The organism is Tenacibaculum halocynthiae, assembly GCF_964512825.1.
Classification (GTDB): Bacteria; Bacteroidota; Bacteroidia; order Flavobacteriales; family Flavobacteriaceae; genus Polaribacter; species Polaribacter halocynthiae.
Genome location: NZ_CAZELG010000021.1, coordinates 451,860 through 475,082 on the forward strand (window position 1 = coordinate 451,860; position 23,223 = coordinate 475,082).

Consider the following 23,223-nt stretch of genomic DNA (forward strand, 5'->3'; position numbering starts at 1 on the left):
GTTTTATTATTTTTTTGCGAAGTGTAAATTTACAAGTTCCAAAACACTTTCTACTGTTGGTAATTTAGCAACTTGTACTTCTTCAAAATATTTTTGTGCTTCCTTAGCTGTAGTTTCGCCTATACAAAATGCCACTTTATTTGGTTCATTTTTTTCCATATAGCTCTCTACGGTTGATGGACTATAGAACAATACTCCATTTACTTTACTATCTACCTTAACCGAACTATATGTTGTTTTATAAGCTTCTACTTCGTTTACTTTTATATCATTTGCATTTAGAATAGCTGTTAAGGTATCTAAACGTAAATTACTACAGAAATAAGTAACCTCCTCTATTTTTAAAAAACCTGCTAAATATTCAGCTAATTTTTTAGCATTTTTTTCAACATGTGTAACTTTACCTATTCGTTGTTCAATTAGTTTTTTAGTTCTTCTTCCAACACAGTAAATATTTTTAAACTGTAGTTCTTCTTTTGTAAAATTGTGTAAAATTGCTTCTACTCCATTTTTACTTGTTATAACTACATTTTCAATTTCTTTTTTAATTACTTTAGGAGCAATACGGTTAAATCTAATTTTTATAAAATCACTATCCTCAGTACTAACTGTAGTTGGTAATAGTTTTTTTTGTATTTCAGATAGTTTTTTAGTTGAATAAATTGAAAACTCCTTTTCAATTCCTTCATCTTCTAGCATTATTAACTTCCCTCCTTTTTCAATAATATGAGTAGCACAATCTTTTGCTAAAAACTTATGTCTTCCTAATGGAACTTTTTTGCTTATTTCTATTTTCTTACTACCATCTCTACTTAATAAAACTCCTTTGAAATTTATTTCTTTTTCTACTTCATTTATATAAGCTAAAGCACCAATAGGCGCAGTACAACCACCTTCTAAACGGTTTAAAAACTCACGTTCAATTGTTGTACAAGTTTCAGTATCTCTATCATTAATTTGTTCACACGCATCTTTTGAAAAAGTATCTTCATCTAAAACAGTAACCATAATAGCTCCTTGAGCTGGTGCGGGTACCATCCATGATAAAGAAATAGCTCCTTGCGGTCTTTTCCCTAAACGTTCAAGCCCAGCAGCAGCAAAAACTGCTCCATTCCATTCATTAGCATCTACCTTTTCTAAACGAGTATTTACGTTTCCTCTTAAATCAACAACATTATGAGTAGGATAACGATTTAACCATTGTGCTTTTCTTCGTAAACTTCCAGTAGCAATGGTACCTTCTTTTTGCCCCATAAATTCTTCAGTATCTTTTAATACTAAAACATCATTATGGTTTGCTCGTTTTAAAACAGCTACTTGCACTATTCCTTCTGGTAAAACAGTAGGTACATCTTTCATTGAATGTACAGCTATATCTATATCTCCATTCAACATAGCTATATCAAGGTTTTTTGTAAAAATACCTGTAATACCTAATTCATATAAAGGTTTATCAAGAATGATATCTCCTGTTGATTTTATAGGTACTATTTGGGTTTGGTATCCTAATTCCTCTAACTCTTTTCTTACTTTGTTAGCTTGCCATAAGGCTAGTTCACTTTCTCGTGTACCTATTCTAATTATCTTCTGCATCTACTTGTTGTAAAGTTGTTCCAAAAACCCTTGACATTACTTCTATACTTTGGTTAATTGAAGTTTTTTCGTCTTTTAAGTGTTTTACGAATTGTGTAGTTATTTTTTGTATAAATCTTGATGTTATTACTTCAGCTTGAGTTTCATCAAAATCTTGAATTTTTTTCTTGTGAAAATTAATTTCATCTTTTTGAATAGTTAACAATGATTGTTTTAATGCATTAATAGCTGGTGTAAACCTTCTATGATTTAACCATTCGTTAAACTCTTCTTTATAAATTTCTATGATATTCTCCGCTACAGGTACTTCTTGCTGACGAACAGCCAATGTTTCATCTGTTATTTTAGAAAGTTCATCAACATTAACTAAAGTAACATTACTTAAACTTGCAACTTCATCAGATACATTAGCTGGCATTGATAAATCTAGAATCAATAACTTTTTATCAGAAACGTGGTTCTTTGTTATAGTAGGTATATCTGCCCCGGTAGAAACTACTAAAACATCTGTATTACTAACCTCTTCTGTTAAATTTTCATATTTTGCTTGCCTAATTAAAGGATGCTCTTTAACAAAGTCTTCTGTTTTTTGAGCTGTTCTATTAATTAAACTAACTGTTTTGTTTCGGGTATACTCTGCTAAGTTTTTACAGGTATGCTTACCCATTTTACCTAAACCAAATACTAAAATATTTTTAGTATTATAATCTGGTAAATTTTTTATTAAATATTGAACAGCAGCATAAGATACTGATGTCGTACCTGAACTTAACTTAGTTTCATTTTTAACTCGCTTGCTTGCTTGCATTACACAATTTAACAAACGTTCTAAATAAGCATTTGTAGTTCCAGCTTCTTTAGCTTGTTTAAAAGCTTGACGTAATTGGCCAACTATTTCATAGTCACCCAAAATTTGACTATCCAAACCCGTTCCCATTCTAAACAAATGCTGAATTGCATCTTGGTTCTTGTTTACATAAGAAACTTTAGCAAAATCTTCAACTGATCCGTTTGAGTGCTTACATAACATACTTATTAATTGAAAAGGATGTTCTGCAAATCCTGTTATTTCAGTTCTGTTACATGTAGAAAGCACAAAAAGTTCACCTAAGCCTCTTTCTTTTGCGTCTTGCAAAAGAGCTAGTTGATTTTCTTTTGACAGTGAAAACTTTCCTCGTGTATTAGCGTCTGCTTTTACATAGCTAACGCCGATATTATAAAATTTAGTAGGTCTATTATCTGTATCCATTAAAATCTTCTTCCAAAAAACATTCAAAAATATAAAGTTTAACTCGTTAAAAGTATCGCTAAAAGAACTTTTAATGTCGTTTCAAGATTTTTAAGTATTTATTCACTAAAACTTCCCAAAAATGCTTAATTTTGCAGTAATTCCTACTATTCAGAGTGTTGTAATATAGAACCATTCTAAATAGATTTAATTTAAATAAACTTCTTGCATATGTCAAAAAACGTCGCAGAAAGTACTTTTAGAGAAATTACTCTTGAAAACGGTTTTTTTGTTTTAAAATTTCAAAATAACTCAGACAAAACTGAGCTTTACAAAAGAGATATAGACAATTCTTATATACAGTTACATTATTGTGTAAAAGGTAATTGCAAGTTTCATTTTAACAATAACAACTACACTTTTAATGTACTTGATAAGCATTCTATATTCTTATACAACCCACAACAAAAATTACCTATAAATTTAGAAATATTACCAAAAACTTCTTTAGTTTCAGTTTTAATATCTATTGAAAAATTTCATTCATTTTTTTCAAAAGAAGCTGGGTACATTCCTTTTTTAAGCGATGATAATAAGAATAAAAAATACTATGATAACACACAAATTAATAATAATGTACTATTAGTTTTACAGCAAATTTTCGCTGCTAAAAATCACAGTTCAATGAGAGATCTTTACATAAAAGGTAAAACTTATGAACTACTAAGTTTACATTTTGATAGTGGCAAAAATACCGACGATGAATATTGTCCTTTTTTGGTTGATGATCGTGAAGTACTGAAAATTAGAAAAGCTAAAGACATTATAATTTCTCGAATGAGTGAACCACCTAGTTTACAAGAACTATCAAATGAGGTTGGTTTAAATTTAAAAAAACTAAAAGAAGGTTTTAAACAAATATATGGAGATACCGTTTATAGTTTTTTATTCGATTATAAAATGGAGCATGCCCGTAAACTTTTAGAGAGCAACCAATACAATGTTAATGAAGTTGGATTACAAGTTGGTTACAGTACATCTAGCCATTTTATAGCTGCTTTTAAAAAGAAGTTTGGTACCACACCCAAACAATATGTAATGAACCTAAATCAACTAAACTAATTTTTTAATATTGAATACTTCTAAGCAGTTTAATTTAAATACACCTCTTGGACATCAGATTACTATTACTGAGTTTCCTACTATTAATAGTAACAACATTGTTATTATTTTATCTGCTACTGGAGTATTACAAACATATTACTATAAGTTTTCTAAATTTTTACAAACAAACAACCATACAGTTTACACCTTTGATTATAGTGGTATTGGTCAATCAAAAACCAAACCTCTTACTCAATTTAACACAACCGTTTCTAATTGGGCGACTAACGATATCGAAACCGTTTTTCAACATATTAAAAAACAACATCCTACAAAAAACATTAAATGCATAGGCCATAGTTTAGGAGGTCAATTATTAGGCTTAGTTCCTTCTAATAAAATTTTGGATACCGTTATATTAGTCGCATCACAAACAAATCATTATTCTTTTTGGAATAATTTTAATAAAGCAAGAGTCTTTTTTAACTGGTTTGTGATTTTTCCTTTTTTTACTACTTTTTTCAAGTATTTCCCCAGTAAATCTTTCATTAAAATGGAGAATTTACCAAGAAATGTAGCTCGTGAGTTTAGTAAATGGTCTCAACAGAAAAATTATTATTTTGATTTAAAAGTAAGTAATGAACTTTTTCATCACCAAATTTCATCTAAATTAATTGGCTACAGTTGTACAAATGATAAGTTTGCACCAAAGCAAGCTGTAGATTGGATGATGTTAAAATACAAAAATGCAAAACTTACACGTAAACACCTAGTTCCAAGTGATTATGATGTACAAAAAATAGGTCATTTTGGTTTTTTTAGATCACATTTTAAAAACTCTATTTGGCAAGAATTCTTAACAGATCTACAAACATAAATGAAACAACTAACTCATTACGACATAACTAATACGGAAAAGAATTTTCCAATTACCATTGTATGTGACGCTATACGCACTCCTGAAAATATTGGTATGTGTTTTAGAATCGCTGAAAGTTTTGGTGTTTCTAAAATTTATTTACATGAAAGTTCTCCTACTTCAGAAAACAGAATTGTAAAAAAAACTGCCAGAAATACAATTGAACAAATTGATTATGAATCATACACTAATTTTTCTTCTTTAATTAGTGATTTAAAAAACCAAGGGAATACTATTATTGGTATTGAAATTACCGATGAAAGTATAAATATTAGCGATTATGATTTTAAATCTCATCAAAAAATTGTGTTACTTTTGGGTAGTGAAAGACATGGCATTAAAGATATTGACATTGCCGATGCAACAGTAGCCATACCGATGTATGGAAGAAATTCTTCTATGAATGTAATACATAGCTTGTCTATTACTTTATATGAAGTAACGAATCAATTAACAAAAACTACAAACTCATAAACTCAAATAATGAAAGGAGTATTATTAGTAAATTTAGGATCACCAGAAAGTACAGACCCAAAGGATGTAAAAAAATATTTAGGTGAATTTTTAATGGATGAACGTGTTATTGATGTTCCGTATTGGTTTCGTTCATTCTTAGTAAAAGGAATTATATTAAATACTAGACCAAAAAAATCAGCTGCAGCATATCAAAAAATATGGTGGAAAGAAGGATCTCCTTTAATTGTTTTATCTGAAAGATTACAACAAAAAGTTCAAGAAAAAACAACAATTCCTGTTGGTTTAGCAATGCGATATGGTAGCATGTCTATAAAAAAAGGCTTACAAGAATTATATGATAAAGGTGTTAGAGATGTACAACTAATTCCTCTATACCCACAATTTGCAATGGCAACTACCGAAACTATTGTTGTATTAGCCGAAGAATTACGTGCTGAATTTTTTCCTGACATGAAAATCACTGATGTTCCTGCTTTTTATCAAAAACCAGAATACATTAAAGCACTTTCTAATAGCATCAAAGAATATTTAGCTGATAAAGATTATGATCATTTATTATTTTCTTACCATGGTGTACCTGAACGTCATATTAGAAAATCTGACATAACAAAATCTCATTGTAAAATTGATGGTAGCTGTTGTAATAAACCCTCTCCTGCTCATGAATTTTGCTATAGACACCAATGTTTCCAAACTACAAAAAATGTAATTTCAGAACTAGGATTAGATGAAAATACGGTTTCTACATCTTTTCAATCTCGCTTAGGTGTTGATCCTTGGTTACAACCATATACTGACAGAACTATAGTTAAGAAAGCTGAAAAAGATGGTATCAAAAAATTAGCTATTGTTACTCCTGCATTTGTTTCTGATTGCTTAGAGACTCTAGAAGAAATAGCTATGGAGGGTAAACATGAGTTTTTAGAAGCCGGAGGAGAAGATTTTTATACAGTTCCTTGTATTAACGATAACGATGAATGGGTAGATGTACTTAGTGGCTGGATTAATGATTTTAATAATAATTAATTATGGACTTCTATTACATAAAAGCATTACATATTATCTTTGTAGTAACTTGGTTTTCAGGACTTTTTTATATTGTTCGTTTATTCATTTACCACACTGAGGCAGAAAAAAAAGAAGAACCTGCAAAAGAAATACTTCAAACCCAATACCAATTAATGGAAAAACGTTTATGGTACATCATAACATGGCCTTCGGCTATATTGGCCAGTTTTTTTGCTTTTTGGATGCTATACAAAAACCCTAGTTACCTTGAAATGCCTTGGATGCATGTAAAACTTTCGTTTGTATTGGCTTTATATGCTTACCACTGGGGCTGCCAAAGAATATACAAACAATTACAAAAAAATGTAATTAAGCACTCTTCTTTAAAACTTAGAATTTGGAATGAAGTAGCAACTATTATTCTATTTGCTGTTGTTTTTTTAGTTGTATTACAAAATGCTATCAACTGGATTTGGGGAGTTATTGGTATTGTTTTAGTATCAGTTTTATTAATGTTAGCTGTTCGTTTATATAAAAAAATTAGAGCTAAAAAAAGCTGGGATAAACACGAGAAAAAACTTATTAAAGAAGATACAGACTTGAATAATGAATCTTAAAAACTAACTTATAACATATAAATTTGTAACTATTTCCCCTTTACAATTATCTAAGGTAATAGATAGCATCTCTTTTTTTTCTTTTATTTTAAAGTTGAAAGGGAATGCTAGTAAATCAACCCCGCTTTTCTTTTTTAAACGAATACCTTGACCTGAAATAATATCTTTATTAGGTTCAAAATCTCCTTTCGGTAAGTGTTCTGTTAAAATAACATATTTATACTTAGTTAATTGTTTAACTACTTTCTGTATTTCACTATTTGATATATGCTGTAATACTTGTCTAACTATAGCACAATCTGCATCTGGTAATTCTTCTACAGCAATATCTTTACAGTGAAACTCTAAATTCTCCTGTTTGAATTTTTCTTTATTGTATTTTATAAGATTACCTACTATATCTATAGCAATATACTTTTTAGAGTATTGCACCAATTCTTTACCAACATTAAAATCTCCACACCCTAAATCACATACTATTAAAGGCTTTTCAAAAGATGCTAAAAAAAACGCAACCGTTTTTATATAAGGTTGTACTATTTCATCTTTATGAGAACCTTCTCCGGAATAAAAATCAGAATCATTACTACCCCATAAATTCATTTCATACACCTGTTCCATTGCTTCTTTTGTAGGCCATGGCATTTTTATTTTTTTACCTTTCTGCATAAAATCAACTTTGAAAACATTAAATTATCACTTTTCTTAATGGTTACTAAAATACTATTTTTACATCTTGCAAAAAGCAATTATATTTGTTAGGTTAGCTATTGTAAAAAATTGTTAGAATACTCAATTGCTATATCAAAATTTTTTAGACTATTTATTTATCAAAAATAAGGGTCTATAGAATATCCAGGCAATCTAAGTACTTCTTTATATATTTACCTAAAGTTCCTTTTATCCGGAACTATAATCCAATAAACGAGAACTTTATTCTCTATATAACGAGTTGTATGCCATTGCAGAAAAGCCAACCGCACATTAAGCACATTTGGTTTTTGCCATCACACAACCCGACCCTAAAAAACCAAAAGAGCTTAATCTTCCCACCGCTCCCAATAGTTACGATTTTGACTTTCTTCTTGTCGGATACATGACTTGTTGCTCTTTGAATTGACCGATTTCTTCTCTGAGCGTCTGATTGATATTTTGGATTAGGTCATTTTGGACTTTCATTATTCTTAATAAATCATGCATTGCATTTAGATTATCTAATTGTTTATATACAATTTGTTCTAAATCGGCTTTGGTATATCTTTTGCTCATAGCATTATACTTTATAAATAATTCTTTAGACTTTCTAAACAAATCTAATGATAATCTATCATAATTCAAAACAAAACTTTAGATATTCTATATTTTTATTTAATAAGTATATATTTATCTCAACAAATTCAAAAGAATCATGACATCTTTAGGACTATATCTTACTAAGAAATCTGTGAATAGAGCAATGGTTTCCAGACGGACTGGAATCAGTCAAGCTCGACTATCACAACTGACCTCAAATGAATCGACAAAGTTGCGTGCAGATGAATTGTATTTGATTGCATTAGCTATTGACATTGATCCAGGAGAAATGTTTAAGGAAGTTCATAGTGATTTGAAACTGGAGAATGATTAGCAATGAATGAGGCAAAAACAAGAAAGGAACTAATAGACAAACAGCTTCAAGAAGCTGGATGGAATATTAATGACCAAACTCAAGTTGGCATTGAATACGATATCAATGTTGGTTTACCTGATGGCGTTAGCGAACCTCAAGCACCTTATCAAGGACATCAATATTCAGATTATGTTTTGTATGGTAAAGACGGAAAAGTACTTGCTGTTGTAGAAGCAAAGAAAACATCTGCGAATGCGGAATTGGGAAGAGAACAAGCAAAACAGTATTGTCAAAATATTCAAAGCGAATCAGGCGGTGAATTACCATTTTGTTTTTATACCAACGGGCACGAAATATTCTATTGGGATTTAGGGAACTACCCTCCTAAAAAAGTGATTGGATTTCCAACAAGGGATGACCTTGAACGATACTCCTATATCAGAAGAAACAGAAAACCATTAGCTCAAGAATTAATAAATACGGAAATAGCTGGGCGAGATTATCAAATTCATGCTATTCGTTCTGTAATGGAAGGAATAGAAAAAAAGAGACAGAAGTTTCTTTTGGTAATGGCTACAGGTACTGGAAAAACCAGAACTACAATTGCCATGGTTGATGCTCTAATGAGAGCTGGGTGGGCTGAACGAGTTCTTTTCTTAGTTGATAGAATCGCACTAAGAAACCAAGCTTTAGAAGCATTTAAAGAGTTTCTTCCGAACGAACCTAGATGGCCTAAGATTGGAGAAAAAGAAATAGCAAAGGATAGAAGGATTTACACTTCTACTTATCCAACAATGCTTAACATTATCAGAGATGAAGAATATTCTTTATCTCCTCACTTTTTTGATTTGATTGTTATTGACGAAAGTCACCGTTCTATCTACAATACCTATCAAGAAGTATTAGATTATTTTAATACAACAACACTTGGTTTAACTGCCACTCCTACGGATGTTATTGACCATAACACGTTCAAGTTATTTGAATGTGAAGACGGCTTACCTTCTTTTGCATATTCGTATGAAGAAGCGGTAAATAACACCCCTCCTTACCTCTGCGATTTTCAGGTAATGAAAATTCAGACCAAATTTCAAGAGGAAGGAATCAGTAAGCGTACTATAAGCCTAGAAGATCAAAAGGACTTAATACTTGAAGGAAAGGAAGTTGCTGAAATAAACTTTGAAGGTACTGACCTTGAAAAATCAGTAATTAACAAAGGAACTAATGTCACCATAGTAAAGGAGTTTATGGAAGAATCCATAAAAGACCCTAATGGTGTTCTTCCTGGTAAAACCATTTTCTTTTGCTCTACAAAAGCACATGCAAGGAGAATTGAAAAGATTTTTGATTCTCTTTACCCTGAGTATGCAGGTGAATTAGCAAAAGTGATTGTTTCTGACGATCCTCGAGTATATGGTAAAGGTGGATTATTACATCAATTTACTCATAATGATATGCCTCGAATTGCTGTCAGTGTGGACATGCTTGACACAGGTATTGATGTTCGAGAATTGGTTAATCTGGTTTTCGCGAAACCCGTTTATTCATATACCAAATTCTGGCAAATGATAGGTCGTGGTACTCGACTTCTTGAACCAACCAAGATGAAACCTTGGTGTTCAGAAAAAGACGCTTTCCTTATCTTAGATTGCTGGGATAATTTTGAATACTTTAAACTGAATCCAAAAGGAAAAGAGACAAAAGGGCAAATCCCATTACCTGTTCGATTTGTTGGGTTTAGAATCGACAAGATTGAAACCGCCCTTGAAAAAGAAGAGTCCGAAATTGCTCAAAAAGAAATTGAAAAATTAAGAATTCAAATATCAGAGTTACCAAAAAAGTCTGTAGTGATTCAAGACTCAAAACCTGAATTGGCTAAAGTTGAAGATGATGGCTTTTGGAATCATTTAACTATAGACAAAATTGAGTTCTTACGTCATACTATTAAACCGCTCTTTAGAACCGTTTCTCAATCTGATTTCAAAGCAATGCGTTTTAACAAAGACGTTTTGGAAATCTCTCTGGCGCATTTATCAGAAGAGGCAGATAAATTTGATACACTTAAGGAGTGTATCATTACCGTGGTTAGTGAATTACCAATGACTATTAACATAGTCGCAAAGCATCAAGAGTACATCAAAAAGGTATTAACCAACAATTTTTGGGCTACAATTGAAGATGAAGGGTTTGATGTTTTAGCAGAGACCTTGGCTCCACTTGTAAAATACAGAGAACAAAAAGGACCTATTGATGGACCTTCAAAGTTGAACTTACAAGATGTTATTCAAACCAAAGAAATGGTTGAGTTTGGTCCACAGAATGAAGCGGTAAGTATTTCTAAATACCGTGAAATGGTAGAAGCCAAAATTTCGGAGTTGATTGAAAAGAATCCAATACTTCAAAAAATTAAATCTGGTGAACAGGTTACTGAAGGAGAAGCGGAACAACTTGCTGAGGAACTTCATGAAGAAGATCCACACATTACAGAACAATTACTTCGTAAAGTTTACAATCATCAAAAAGCCAAGTTTATTCAATTCATTAAGCACATTCTAGGTATAGAAATTTTGGAAAGCTTTGATGAAGAGGTAAGCAGATTGGTACAAGACTTTATAAAAGAACACAGCAATTTATCTACACGACAAATTGAGTTCTTGAATTTATTAAAAGATTACATCATAGAAAGAGGAGAAATTGAGAAACGAGATTTAATCTCGTCACCATTCACAATTATTCACCCTAAAGGGATACGTGGAGTTTTCTCTCCTTCTGAGATTAAAGAAATATTAGCATTAACGGAAAAATTCGCAGCATAACATGAGCTTATTAAGTAGCAATTCAAATATAAAATCAAAAATAGACGACCTCTGGAACAAATTCTGGAGTGGTGGTATCTCTAATCCACTTACGGCCATAGAACAAATCACATATCTGCTTTTTATTAAAAAGCTAGATGAAAACGATTTAGAGTCTTTGGCTAATGCTGAATTTACAGGTGATGATTTTACATCTATGTTTTCAGGCACCTTTTATCTAAGTAAAGAAGATGAAGAGAAACAGCAAAATGGTATCGACAAGCAAAAATTAAGATGGAGTGAATTCAAACGAATGCCATCAGATGAAATGCTAAACCACATTCAACGTTTTGTTTTTCCATTTTTGAAACAGCTGGATAAAGAGGACTCTCCTTTTACAAAACACATGGTGAATGCAGTATTTATTATTCCTAAGCCATCTCTTCTACTTGAAGCCATAAAAAGCATAGACGAAATCTATGACGAAATGGAAAAGGATGCCAGCGAAAAAGGTCAAGATTTTCAAGATATACAAGGTGATGTATATGAAATGTTGCTGAGTGAAATTGCTGCTGCTGGTAAGAATGGACAATTCAGAACGCCAAGACACATTATTAAGTTGTTAGTAGAATTGGTAAATCCAAAATTGGGTCAAAAAGTTGCAGATCCAGCTTGTGGTACAGGTGGCTTCCTTTTAGGAGCTTACCAATATATGGTAACTCAACTTGATAAAGATAAGGCCAACAAAGAGCCAGATGAAGATGGGTTTATTAGAAGTAGCAGAAGTGCTCTTTTAACAGAAGATGTAAAAGAGATTTTAGGTGATAGCTTACAAGGCTACGACATTGATCAAACCATGGTACGTTTAGGCTTGATGAACTTAATGATGCATGGTATTGAAAGCCCTAAAGTAGATTATAAAGACACCTTAAGTAAAGGCTATCATGAAACCTCTGAATACGATATTGTTTTAGCTAATCCTCCTTTTACAGGTAATATTGATAAAGGGGATATCAATGAAGAATTAAAGCTTAAAACCACAAAAACAGAATTGCTTTTTATTGAACGGATCTACAACATGCTTAAAATGGGTGGAACAGCAGGTATTATAATACCTCAAGGTGTTCTATTTGGTGCTAGTAAAGCATTTCAAGCTACTCGCAAGCTAATGATTGAAAACTCTGAATTAAAAGCTGTTATTAGTATGCCGAGTGGTGTGTTCAAACCATATGCTGGTGTTAGTACTGCTTTACTCATTTTTACTAAAGGTGGGGAAACTGAAAATGTTTGGTTTTATGACATGGAATCAGATGGATATAGTTTAGATGATAAACGAACAAAAAATGAAAAAGGACACGGTGACCTACAGGATATTGTTAAACAATATCACAATCCATATAAATCAGAAATAAATAATAGAAAAGGGAAATGTTTTTATGTTCCAAAATCAGAAATTGAAGAAGAGAATTATGATTTGAGTCATGCCAAATACAAAGAAGAGATATATGAAGAAATTACATATGAAAAACCTCAAATAATTTTAAATAAATTAATCGGAGAAGATGGCTCAGGTGGCGTTGAGAAAGAGATATTAGATGGTTTACATGAACTAAAAAAGTTGATTTAGAATGAAACTTGAAATTGTAAAGCTTCCAGATGTATTGTTTTTCCAAGAGGGACCAGGTGTACGAAAACATCAGTTTACCAATGCTGGAGTGAAATTACTCAATGGAGGAAATATAAATGATAATAAGCTTTCATTGTCAACTACTTCTAAATTCGTTTCTGAAGAAGAAGCTTACGGCAAGTATTCTCACTTCCTTGTAGATGAAGGAGATTTAGTTATCGCAAGCTCAGGTGTAATTGTAGAAAAATTCAATGGAAAGATAGCATTTGTAAAGAAAGAGCATTTACCTCTTTGTATGAATACAAGTACTATCCGATTTAAGTCAATTTCTGAAAAAATTGACATTAATTACTTCTACTTTTTTTTAAAAAACAACCAGTTCAAAAATCAAATTAGAAGATTGATCACTGGAAGTGCCCAACTAAATTTTGGACCTACTCATTTAAAAAAAATCAAAATCCCACTTCCTTCTCCCGAAAATCAAAAACGGATTGCCAAAGTTCTTTCATGTTGCGAAAAGTTGATTCAAAAAAGAAAAGAAAGTATTGAACTTTTAGATGAGTTTTTGAAATCCACTTTTTTAGAAATGTTTGGGCCTGAGCATGAAAATTATTCAAAATGGCCTATTAATAAGGTTGAAACATACGCAAAAGAAAGAAAAGGAAGTATGAGAACAGGTCCTTTTGGAAGTAATTTACTCCATAGTGAATTTACCGATAAGGGAGACGTTTGTGTTTTAGGAATAGATAATGTTGTAAACAACACATTCAAATGGGGAAAACCAAGATATATAACACTCGAAAAATTTGATGTTTTAAAAAGGTATCAAGTTTTTCCAGATGATGTACTTATCAGTATTATGGCAACCAATGGTAGATCAGCTGTTGTTCCTCATGAAATTCCGCTATCAATAAATTCAAAGCATTTAGCAGCAATTACTTTGGATCAATCTGCTATTATGCCTTATTACTTGAAGTACTCATTTGAGTTTCACCCACTAATACTTCAGCAATTGTCTAAAAATATGAAGGGAGCAATAATGAGTGGATTGAATTTGACAATAATCAAAAATTTGAAACTACCAAAACCTCCAATTCAAAAACAAAAAGAATTCAATTTAATTGTTCAAAAACACCAAATTTTAAAGAAAAATTTTAAAAGTAGTCTACTTGAAATTCAAAACCTATATGGTAGTATTAATCAAAAAGCTTTTAAAGGTGAATTGGATTTGAGCAAGGTTGAAATCAATTTAAACGAATTAAATTAATGAAACTAAAACGTTTAAAATTAAACCAAGAATATAGAAGCCTAGAGCAAGGCTTTGAAATAACTTTCGAACCAGATTTGAACTCTGAAAAACTAGACCCTATTTGTTTTGTTGGTCCTAATGGTAGTGGTAAATCAAACGTTTTAGAAGCATTGGCTGATATTTTCTATTATTTAGAAAGTTACCTATTAAACTATACAGAAGATGACGAGAATACATATGTAAATACAATTAGTGCTTTTGTAATTGAATATTACCTTCCTCTAACAATGGGGAATCGTTTTATTCGTTTCGATCAAGACTGGAAATGGGACGATAAGTATTTCAGGATCAAAATAATAAAAGAGGAAAATGACAGACCTCAATTCTTAGTAGTATTTGATAAAGAAAATCAAATAGTTGAGTTTTCCGTAGATATTGATTTAGATAACGAGTATAGAAGGGAAGAAACCAAAATACAACTTAAGGAGCTACTTCCAAGGAAAATTTGGGGCTATTCTTCTGGCCACAATGAAATCCTTAGCTTACCATTTTATAAAATGGACTTGTATTACTTCAGAAGCTTAGCTGAAAACATTTCTAGCAGTAGTTATGACATCATAGAGGATAATAGATTTCATTATATCGATTACGAAACTACATCTTCAATTCTACTATCAAATTTCATTGTTTATAACGGAAATGAAGAAAAGCTTGATGTTTTCAAAAATCTATTTGAAATAGAACAACTCACTTATGTAAAGTTTACTATTAACAAGTATTACTGGGTGCGAAATAAAGTTAAAATCCCTAATGACATTAAGAGAATCATCAGGTCATTATCTGAGGAGAGCAAATTACAGCATTGTATTGAGGGTGATATTGATGATGAATCTCTTAAAGTAACTTTTAGTATTGATTTAACTGAATCGAGGAATATTACGGCTTTTAAAAGCCTATTCGTAGAAAATGATGCTAACAGCTTATACAAGTTTTTTGAAAAACTGAATATAATCAACATAAATGCAGTTGAAAAAAAGCGTAGCTCAGAAGCCTTATTTGGTAGCGATAATTTTTACTCCTTAAATAATATCGGAACACCTCCTTCGGATAAAAAACCTTTCGTTATTGAAGAATTAAAGGTCAAAAAGGTAAATATTGAAGAGCCTATAGAATATCGATATGTCTCTGATGGAGAACACCAAGCATTATTAAATATTGGACTCTTTAACATGCTAGATGAAGATGGCGTATTGTATTTATTAGATGAGCCAGATACTCACTTAAATCCAAAATGGAAATATGATTTTATCAATACAATATCAAATCTATCCAACAAGTATAAAAATCAAATATTAATCACAACCCATGACCCCATTTTTATATCTGGTTTAAAAAAAGAAAATGTTATTCTATTTAATAACAAAGCAAATACTGTTGAAGAACAAAGTCGTTGGAGTTTTCCCGAAAAGGATTTAATTGGGCAGGGTGTAGATAATTTACTTACTAGTCCAATTTTTGGTCTCAATTCGGCAATTGACTTTCCTACTCATGAAAAGATGGTAGAAAGAAGAATTCTTCTATCAAAACAACTTAGAGGTATTGAATTTGAAGAAGGAGAACAGGAAAAACTTGAAGTTCTTACTACAGAAATAGCAGAAATAGATGGGTTAAATCCGATAGACGATCCAATTTATCGTGATTTCATTGAAGAACTAAGTAAAGAAGACACCTCTGTATATTATGAAAAATATGCTGATGCAGCATCCGAGGAGAAAAGAAAGCAAACTGCGAGTCTCATCATAGAAAAGTTAAAAGAGCAAGGGAAATTATGAGACGCATAGATTTATACAACTTCTTCCCTACTCAGGCTTGGTTAAATGATGCTGCCGCAAGAACTGCTCATATCAACGGCTCTACACCAGTGGATAGAAGCACATACCTTAATACATCCGAAAACAAGATTTGGAATGAAGATGGTTTTGTCAATTCTTTAAAAGATTTAGGACACCGCAAATGTTGGTATGCAGAAGTAAAATCAGAAGTTAATTTATACATAGACCATTTTAGGCCCAAATTAAAAGTCACAAGGGTTACAGGTAGTTATAATTATCCTGAAGGCGGAACTCGTCCAAATGCAACTGGCTATTACTGGAAAGCATATGACTATAATAACTTCAGAGTAGCGAATGACAAGTCAAATAAACGCAAAGGAGGTTATTTTCCTTTGCAAAGTGGGACTAACTCGTGTGATATTCATACAGGTAATGAGGCCATAGAAGATAATAGCATAATGCTTTTAGATCCCTGTGTTGAAAATGATGTTAGTCTTTTGTTATACAGTTACAATAATCCCAAACCAGTATTTGATGAAGTAGACAATGCTCACAATTATCACCGAGCAGCTATATCAATAATGGCTTATGATTTAGAACACTCACTATTAGACAGATTAAGAAGACGCCTTTTACAGAAGTGCCATAACTATATTATTGAGGCTGAAAAATATTATCAAGCTTCTGAATTTTCAAAGTTTGATAGACCAGTTTCATTTTTGGTAGAAATGCTAAATCCAGAAAGTGAATTTACAATGATGATTCATCATAGGCTAAAAGGCTCTGCTGAAGAATGGATTGAGCCTTTTGTAATTGATGTGGCAAGAGAATTAAATTACATAGAATGACCAGCCGACAGCAACCATACACATTGCCAAGTCGCTCAAAAGCCCACCGCACGAGCCAAAACTTGTCAAAGAGTATGTTTGACCCAACGCTGAAAAACGAAATGAATAAAATAAAAACGGCATACAACAATGTGTATAGTGCATAGCACCCTTCGGGATGCTACGACACCATACACGGAACGTTATGGGCAAGGTGAAAAACGTAACCGACAAACTACACAGTAAAAAATGAGGAACAGAAGTGCAACAGATACTATTAAGGGATACTTCTATCAATTTGATTATTCGATTGCTGAAATATTAAATCTATCCAAAGACTCTGATGAAATTGTTGTTGAAGGAATTGAAGATATTGATATTAATTCATCAACTTATGAAACAGCTATACAATGTAAATATTATGCGAAAACCGAATATAACCATTCCGTAATCTCCAAACCTATTAGGTTAATGCTTGACCATTTTAAAAGTGTAAAAAATGGAACTGTATCCCAAATTAAGTACAAATTATACGGACACTATAAATCGGGACAAAGTAAACTTTCACTTCCAATTAGTGTGAAATTTTTAAAAGAAAACCTCTTAACCTATACAAGTTCAAAAGTAAAACACGAACACCATACAAAATTAAGGCTTTCAGATACCGATTTACAAGAGTTTATCGATTTATTGACAATTGATATAAACGCAAAAGAATATCAATTACAGCTTACGGATATTATCTCTTCTTTATCAACTACTTTTTCCTGTGATACCTTTGATGCTGAATATTATTTTTACAATAATGCTCTAAATGAAATCCGAAAAATTGCAATTGAAGATAACATTAGTCAGCGTACTATTTCAAAAAAGGCCTTTTTAGATAAAATCAACAACAAAAGTGTCTTATTCAATAAATGGTTTTCGGAATTAAAAGGTCTTCAAAATTACCATAAAGAACTAAAAGAACAACATTTTAGAACTTTAAACAAATCTCCTTTTGAACGATTTTTTATTATAGAATTACCGATTAAACACAACCTTAGTGAAATTAAAGAACTAGTACAGATTATATCTAAACGCTATTCAAATTTAAGTAAAAGAGAACCTAAAACTTTTTGTCCTTATATCTGTTTTCCAAACATTAAAGATTCCGATTTAATTCTACTTAAAGATGAACTATTTAAAGAGGAATTTAATTTTAATGATGGTAAACCATATGCAGGCTCTAAATTCCATACAAAAGCGATTAAAATAGAAGCTTCTTTTAACAATCAGGTTAAAATAAAAATAATTAAAGATATTACAGAGTTTAACGAATTATTACCCGAAATATCTAAAACAAAACAAGTATTTCATTTTTACTTTACAAATCCATTTATCTCTATTAGTGATTCAGGAATTAAAAATGTAAACATTCAAATATCCGACCTAAATCATATTAAAGAAATAATCTAATGGCAGAAGAAAAAGTAAGTGCAGAAGTAATTTCTGTATATCCAAACAGAGTAAAAATTGCAGTTGATGACGATTTCATACAATCAGCATCCGAAACATTAAAAATAGGTTCTTATATCCGAATATCTGATGATGATGATATTGCCTTAATAGCAATGATTGATAATTTCTTAATTGAGGTTCCTGAAGAAGGAACAGCCAAACGTAGATATATTATAGAGGCTAACCCTTTAGGTGTTGTGAAAGATGATAAATTTCAAAGAGGTGGAGACACAATTGCTATACCTCCAAAAAAAGTAGAACCAGCAAAAGAAAGTGAAATTTTAAGCATCTATTCTCATTCAACAAAAGAAAAAGAAAAATTTACATTTTCTTCTTTGTCTTCTAATAAAAAAATCAGAATTCCAGTAAATGGCAATAAATTTTTCAATAAACATATTGCTGTAATTGGTTCAACAGGTTCAGGAAAATCACATACCGTTACTAAAATAATTCAACAAGCAATTGAACAAAAAAACGGAGATTTTTCATTAAACAATTCACATATAATAATATTTGACATTCACTCTGAATATAAATCAGCTTTTCCAAATGCTAATATCCTTGGAATAGATGATTTAGTCCTACCTTATTGGTTGTTAACAAGTGAAGAATTAGAAGAACTTTTTATTGACACAGAAGCTAACGACCATAATCAACGTAATGTATTTAAAGAAGCTGTCATTTCTAACAGAAAAGACAAATTTGAAGGAGCAGATGCAGATAAACATAAAATACATTATGATTCTCCTTTACTATTTGACATAAATGAAGTTCTGACTTTTGCTAAATCAAAAAATGAAGAAATAATTGATACAGGTGAAGTTTATGCGTCAGGAGCAAAAAAAGGACAACCAAAAACAACAAAAGGAAGTTTAAATGGAATATTAACAAACTTTATTAGCAGACTTGAGAACAAATTAAATGATAAAAGATTTGATTTTCTTGTAGGTGAAAAAAGTAAAAAAATATCTTTTGAAGATACGATAAAACAACTAACAGGGCAGAATTCAGATGTAAAACATAATGTTACAATTTTAGATTTAAGTGGTGTGCCATTTGAAGTTTTAAGTATTACGGTTTCTCTAATATCCAGGATAATATTTGAATATGGATATTATTACAAGAAGATTAGAACCAGAAAAAATCCAAATGAAAAAATAAATAATGACACCCCTTTTCTACTTGTTTATGAAGAAGCTCATAAATATGTTCCAAAAAGTGATTTAATAAAATACCGAGCTTCTAAAAACTCAATTGAGCGTATTGCCAAAGAGGGTAGAAAATATGGAGTTACTTTATTATTGGCAAGTCAAAGACCTTCAGAATTATCCGAGACAATATTTTCTCAATGTAATAATTTTGTCGCAATGAGGTTAACAAATCCAATAGATCAAAATTACGTTAAACGACTTTTACCCGATACATTAGGTAATTTAACAGACAAACTTCCTTCTCTTCAAGCAGGTGAAGGCCTATTAATTGGAGAAGCAGTAATTCTACCTTCAATAATAAAAGTTGACGAATGTACCTTACCTCCTTCTTCTAATGATATACCTTATTGGGAGTTATGGAAAGAGGAATGGAAAGAAGCGGATATAACCGAAATTAAAACTGAATGGAACGCATAAAACCCAGCCCATAACAATGTATAAAAAACATAGGGCTTTTTTACTAACTCCAAAGTTCTGTGTTTATTTACAAAGTCCGCTAAATATAAAATTTGGCATTTATAGTAAAAAAGATAAAAGCAAAATATTTATATTTAGCTAAGTAATAAACCGAAACGAAAGTGCTTATCAACTGCCCTACGTTTCTTATACTTAACGTTAGACACAAGCGAAAATCAGAATGAAAAACATATCAAAAATCCGAAATAATATTCAAGATAGAAATTCTGAAGCTTGGTTAAAACTTTGTGAATACGTTGAATATATTGCAAAAAAAGGAAAAAAAGAATTTAATCCTAGAGAATACTTAGGAGATGAATTATTTGCAAAAATTTATACATTACCTGAATCAATAGGAAAATTAAAAAAAGTTAAAAAGGTTTGGCTTTATGGAAGTAACCTAAAAAGAATTCCGCCAGAAATCGGAGAAATGGAATCGCTTGAGTATTTTGATCCTTACACTTCATATGATTTGAAATGGTTTCCTTACGAAATAACGAAATGTAAGAATTTAAAAGATAGTCGAGTTAGTACAAGAGCTTTTTACGGAAACTTCAAAAACAGAAAAGCTTTTCCAAAACTTGACCATAATCCTGTAAGATATTTAGGAAAAAAAGTTAAATGTAGTATTTGCGAAAAACAAATGTCATATAACGAAACTAATCAACTTTGGACAACTCAAAGAATAGGAACAGATACTCTGCCTTTACTTGCTAATTTATGCTCAATAGAATGTGAGAGAAAAATTCCAAATTCACCTAAAGGTTTTGTTAATTTACCACATAATGGTGGAGCAGATTTGAAACAACCTTCATATGAAGAATGGGAGAAAGCAAATATGGTAAGAATAATGCCGAAAGAATTAAGTGAAAATAATAAAAAAGGAAAACCTAAACTTTTGAAATTGATTAGAAAGATTTGGGAAAAATAACAAAGCCAGTGCCTAACACCGTATAAAATTAATTGCTAGTTTTTGCTCACTTGGGAAATCCCTTCGGAATTTCGCCGTTCGTGATTAATCTAGTAAATTAGTTGCTTGAAACACGCAACTAATCTTATACAAAGCCGTTGGCAATAATTAAGCTCACTCAAAATTGAATGAACATTAAATAATGAAAACGAAGCTTTTTTTCTTGATTTTTATTTCAATAATATGTATTAGTTGTGACCCTGAAAATGGCTTCTATTTGAAAGGAAAGGTATTTGATAAGAACGATAAAAGTACAATTACGAATGTGAAGGTTGAATTCATTTGCTATACTGACAATAGAGAATGGAATTTTGAAAAAAATATAGCGGAAACTGATAAAAGCGGGATATTCTATGATACAATAATATCTTTAAGACGTTTTGATAGTGTAAAAATTAGAATTAATGAAAGAGGCTATTTGACAAAAGAAATAATGACGAAAAGAAATAAATGGAAAATTAATCAAGGGTTTATGAAAACAGGATTTGATATTGATTTTGGGAATATTGAACTGATTAAAAAATAACTATTGCCAACAATGTATAACCGCAATTACGGCGGATTCGACTACGTCCGAATCCACTCGAAATTGCTAACGTCTGTGCTAAACCGAAAATTAACGCATATTAACCCGTAACTGACGGTTATACAAGACCGTTGTGGTGCATTTTGAAAAAACCGCTGAAATAAAAAAGAAACCGAATGAAAACAATTGACCTAACTTTAACTGGAAGCAATGAACCGATAACAGTCATTGTCCAAAATATAAAAACAGTAAAAGACCAAAAATATAATTATGGAGATAATTACACTATTATAGAATTTATTGGTGGAGACCCAATTAATGTGGTTGAAAACATAGAGATTGTTAAGAAACTCATTAATTCCTAAAGTTCTGATTTGTGAAAAAAATAAAATTTAACAAAACCGAAAAAAGAATAATCATTGTACTTATGATTATCAACTCATTCGCTCTTTTTGTAAATTATTTTGGTTTATCGCCTGAATTTGAAGTCAACGGAGGAAAAAAGGATACTTATACCGACAATATGACCTACAGAGTTGGTGAAAATTCATTTTTTTTATTTTCCGATTCAGCCAAAAAATCAATGGTAAAAGACGCTAATGACATTGGAGTTAGACTTTATAAAACCCGATATAAAAAGCATTTTTGGCCTTTCACGAAATTTAATGACGAAACAACAAAAGTAGTTAAAGACTATGATGGTAATTGGAATTATAATAAGAAAGGGCACACATTTTATTATAACGGAAAAAGGTTTCGTGGAATTTTTGCAGACTTTGACCATACCGAATTTTTTGTCTATACTTTACTAATTTTCGGAATAGTATTGATTAGAAAAATATGGTAAAAAAAACGACACCACAACAATGTATAACCGCAATTACGGCGGATTCGACTACGTCCGAATCCACGCGGAATTGCTAACGTCAGTGCTAAACCGAAAATTAACGCATATTAACCCGTAACTGACGGTTATACAAAACCGTTGTATGCAATTAAAACCAAACTTTATGAATAAAAATTTATTGATTATCCTACTGACAATTTTCACTTTTAATTCTTGTCAATCACAAACGAAAGACAAAGCCGAAATGGAAAAAACGGAATCTGAAGAGTTTTCTTCCGAAAGTGGGAATTTTATAATTGATTTCCCAATAAAACCGACTTTAAGGGTTATTGACAATCAAATAGGAACTGATAAATACAAAATCTATAATTATCAAGCTGTTGCTGGGCAACAAATGATTTATATGGCTGAATATATTGATTTTCCGGAATATATAATGGAGTCTTGGGACAAAGACCAAGCCTACAGTCAAATTCTGAAAACAATTGAGGCAAAATATAGAGGTGTTTTTAAGCTAACCAAAAAAGAATCTACTGAACAACATAATCTGGAAGGAATATATTTTGAATACTCTTTAAACCCAGACGCAAACGTTCCGAGAGGATTAAAAGGAGGAATTAAAGGAAAAATTTTCTTTGTTGGAAATAGGTCTTACCAATTAACCTATCTTGGAGAAGAACAAGAATTAATTGAACCGTTTCTGAATTCATTTCGACTGATAAAATAACTGCATACAACAAAGAACTGTGGTAAAAAACAACTAATTTTTGTTTAATTTTTAACCAAAGTATTTCTGTAAGTCTCATCGTATATTAATCCTGATTTTGC

General features: G+C 31.1%; 22 protein-coding genes. 18 read left to right on the plus strand and 4 right to left on the minus strand.

Annotated elements, in window-relative coordinates:
• Nucleotides 1-6: 6 nt before the first annotated feature.
• Together hemC and hemA are read right to left on the minus strand one after the other, a co-directional pair.
• Nucleotides 7-1,593, minus strand: a complete 1,587-nt coding sequence (hemC, locus tag ACKTTQ_RS09070) for a hydroxymethylbilane synthase (protein WP_113787448.1) — start codon at nucleotides 1,591-1,593, stop codon at nucleotides 7-9.
• Nucleotides 1,577-2,842, minus strand: coding sequence for a glutamyl-tRNA reductase (gene hemA, locus ACKTTQ_RS09075; RefSeq protein ID WP_093871744.1), 1,266 nt, complete (start codon nucleotides 2,840-2,842; stop codon nucleotides 1,577-1,579). Before hemA ends, hemC begins: the two co-directional genes overlap by 17 nt.
• 210 nt (nucleotides 2,843-3,052) lie before the next feature.
• Between hemA and ACKTTQ_RS09080 the strand changes: the two genes are divergently transcribed.
• The 5 genes from ACKTTQ_RS09080 to ACKTTQ_RS09100 are packed head-to-tail and all read left to right on the plus strand — an operon-like array spanning nucleotide 3,053 to nucleotide 6,946.
• Nucleotides 3,053-3,943: a helix-turn-helix domain-containing protein gene (locus ACKTTQ_RS09080; protein WP_113787449.1), complete on the plus strand. Its 891-nt coding sequence runs from the start codon at nucleotides 3,053-3,055 to the stop codon at nucleotides 3,941-3,943.
• A gap of 10 nt (nucleotides 3,944-3,953) precedes the next feature.
• Nucleotides 3,954-4,802, plus strand: coding sequence for an alpha/beta hydrolase family protein (locus ACKTTQ_RS09085; RefSeq protein ID WP_408049013.1), 849 nt, complete (start codon nucleotides 3,954-3,956; stop codon nucleotides 4,800-4,802).
• Nucleotides 4,803-5,318, plus strand: a complete 516-nt coding sequence (locus tag ACKTTQ_RS09090; protein ID WP_093871747.1) for a TrmH family RNA methyltransferase — start codon at nucleotides 4,803-4,805, stop codon at nucleotides 5,316-5,318. It begins immediately after the preceding gene.
• Nucleotides 5,319-5,324: 6 nt separating this feature from the next.
• Nucleotides 5,325-6,347, plus strand: coding sequence for a ferrochelatase (gene hemH, locus ACKTTQ_RS09095; protein ID WP_408049031.1), 1,023 nt, complete (start codon nucleotides 5,325-5,327; stop codon nucleotides 6,345-6,347).
• Between the two features lie 2 nt (nucleotides 6,348-6,349).
• Nucleotides 6,350-6,946 (plus strand): CopD family protein, encoded by a 597-nt coding sequence (locus tag ACKTTQ_RS09100; RefSeq protein ID WP_408049014.1) that lies wholly within the window; start codon nucleotides 6,350-6,352, stop codon nucleotides 6,944-6,946.
• A gap of 3 nt (nucleotides 6,947-6,949) precedes the next feature.
• Here ACKTTQ_RS09100 and ACKTTQ_RS09105 read toward each other — a convergent pair whose 3' ends face one another.
• Together ACKTTQ_RS09105 and ACKTTQ_RS09110 are read right to left on the minus strand one after the other, a co-directional pair.
• On the minus strand, nucleotides 6,950-7,615 hold the full coding sequence (locus tag ACKTTQ_RS09105; protein ID WP_408049015.1) for a class I SAM-dependent methyltransferase: 666 nt from the start codon (nucleotides 7,613-7,615) through the stop codon (nucleotides 6,950-6,952).
• Nucleotides 7,616-8,011: 396 nt separating this feature from the next.
• The gene (locus tag ACKTTQ_RS09110; protein ID WP_408049016.1) at nucleotides 8,012-8,284 is read right to left on the minus strand and encodes a hypothetical protein; all 273 of its coding nucleotides are present in this window, start codon (nucleotides 8,282-8,284) and stop codon (nucleotides 8,012-8,014) included.
• A 70-nt stretch (nucleotides 8,285-8,354) separates the two neighbouring features.
• On the opposite strand from ACKTTQ_RS09110, the gene ACKTTQ_RS09115 reads away from it, so the two are divergent.
• The 13 genes from ACKTTQ_RS09115 to ACKTTQ_RS09175 all read left to right on the plus strand — a co-directional run bounded on the left by ACKTTQ_RS09115 (nucleotide 8,355) and on the right by ACKTTQ_RS09175 (nucleotide 23,122).
• Nucleotides 8,355-8,573: a helix-turn-helix domain-containing protein gene (locus ACKTTQ_RS09115; protein ID WP_408049017.1), complete on the plus strand. Its 219-nt coding sequence runs from the start codon at nucleotides 8,355-8,357 to the stop codon at nucleotides 8,571-8,573.
• A gap of 2 nt (nucleotides 8,574-8,575) precedes the next feature.
• A complete protein-coding gene (locus tag ACKTTQ_RS09120) occupies nucleotides 8,576-11,371 on the plus strand; it encodes a type I restriction endonuclease subunit R (protein WP_408049018.1) in 2,796 nt (931 codons plus the stop codon).
• Between the two features lies 1 nt (nucleotide 11,372).
• Entirely contained in the window at nucleotides 11,373-12,977 is a 1,605-nt protein-coding gene (locus tag ACKTTQ_RS09125; RefSeq protein WP_408049019.1) for a type I restriction-modification system subunit M, read from the plus strand.
• A gap of 1 nt (nucleotide 12,978) precedes the next feature.
• Complete coding sequence (locus ACKTTQ_RS09130; RefSeq protein ID WP_408049020.1) at nucleotides 12,979-14,244, plus strand: restriction endonuclease subunit S; 1,266 nt, start codon at nucleotides 12,979-12,981, stop codon at nucleotides 14,242-14,244.
• Entirely contained in the window at nucleotides 14,244-16,058 is a 1,815-nt protein-coding gene (locus ACKTTQ_RS09135; protein WP_408049021.1) for a restriction system-associated AAA family ATPase, read from the plus strand. Before ACKTTQ_RS09130 ends, ACKTTQ_RS09135 begins: the two co-directional genes overlap by 1 nt.
• Nucleotides 16,055-16,906 (plus strand): hypothetical protein, encoded by an 852-nt coding sequence (locus ACKTTQ_RS09140; protein ID WP_408049022.1) that lies wholly within the window; start codon nucleotides 16,055-16,057, stop codon nucleotides 16,904-16,906. Before ACKTTQ_RS09135 ends, ACKTTQ_RS09140 begins: the two co-directional genes overlap by 4 nt.
• A 228-nt stretch (nucleotides 16,907-17,134) precedes the next feature.
• Nucleotides 17,135-18,343, plus strand: coding sequence for a DUF4297 family anti-phage-associated protein (locus tag ACKTTQ_RS09145; protein WP_408049023.1), 1,209 nt, complete (start codon nucleotides 17,135-17,137; stop codon nucleotides 18,341-18,343).
• Complete coding sequence (locus tag ACKTTQ_RS09150; RefSeq protein WP_408049024.1) at nucleotides 18,343-20,013, plus strand: ATP-binding protein; 1,671 nt, start codon at nucleotides 18,343-18,345, stop codon at nucleotides 20,011-20,013. The genes ACKTTQ_RS09145 and ACKTTQ_RS09150 overlap by 1 nt, the downstream gene beginning before the upstream one ends.
• Before the next feature lie 220 nt (nucleotides 20,014-20,233).
• Nucleotides 20,234-20,983: a hypothetical protein gene (locus tag ACKTTQ_RS09155; RefSeq protein WP_408049025.1), complete on the plus strand. Its 750-nt coding sequence runs from the start codon at nucleotides 20,234-20,236 to the stop codon at nucleotides 20,981-20,983.
• Nucleotides 20,984-21,164: 181 nt separating this feature from the next.
• A complete protein-coding gene (locus ACKTTQ_RS09160) occupies nucleotides 21,165-21,548 on the plus strand; it encodes a hypothetical protein (RefSeq protein ID WP_299137176.1) in 384 nt (127 codons plus the stop codon).
• A 176-nt stretch (nucleotides 21,549-21,724) separates the two neighbouring features.
• Complete coding sequence (locus ACKTTQ_RS09165) at nucleotides 21,725-21,913, plus strand: hypothetical protein (RefSeq protein WP_408049026.1); 189 nt, start codon at nucleotides 21,725-21,727, stop codon at nucleotides 21,911-21,913.
• A gap of 11 nt (nucleotides 21,914-21,924) precedes the next feature.
• Nucleotides 21,925-22,395, plus strand: coding sequence for a hypothetical protein (locus ACKTTQ_RS09170; protein ID WP_408049027.1), 471 nt, complete (start codon nucleotides 21,925-21,927; stop codon nucleotides 22,393-22,395).
• Between the two features lie 244 nt (nucleotides 22,396-22,639).
• Nucleotides 22,640-23,122, plus strand: a complete 483-nt coding sequence (locus ACKTTQ_RS09175; RefSeq protein WP_408049028.1) for a hypothetical protein — start codon at nucleotides 22,640-22,642, stop codon at nucleotides 23,120-23,122.
• Nucleotides 23,123-23,223: the final 101 nt, after the last annotated feature.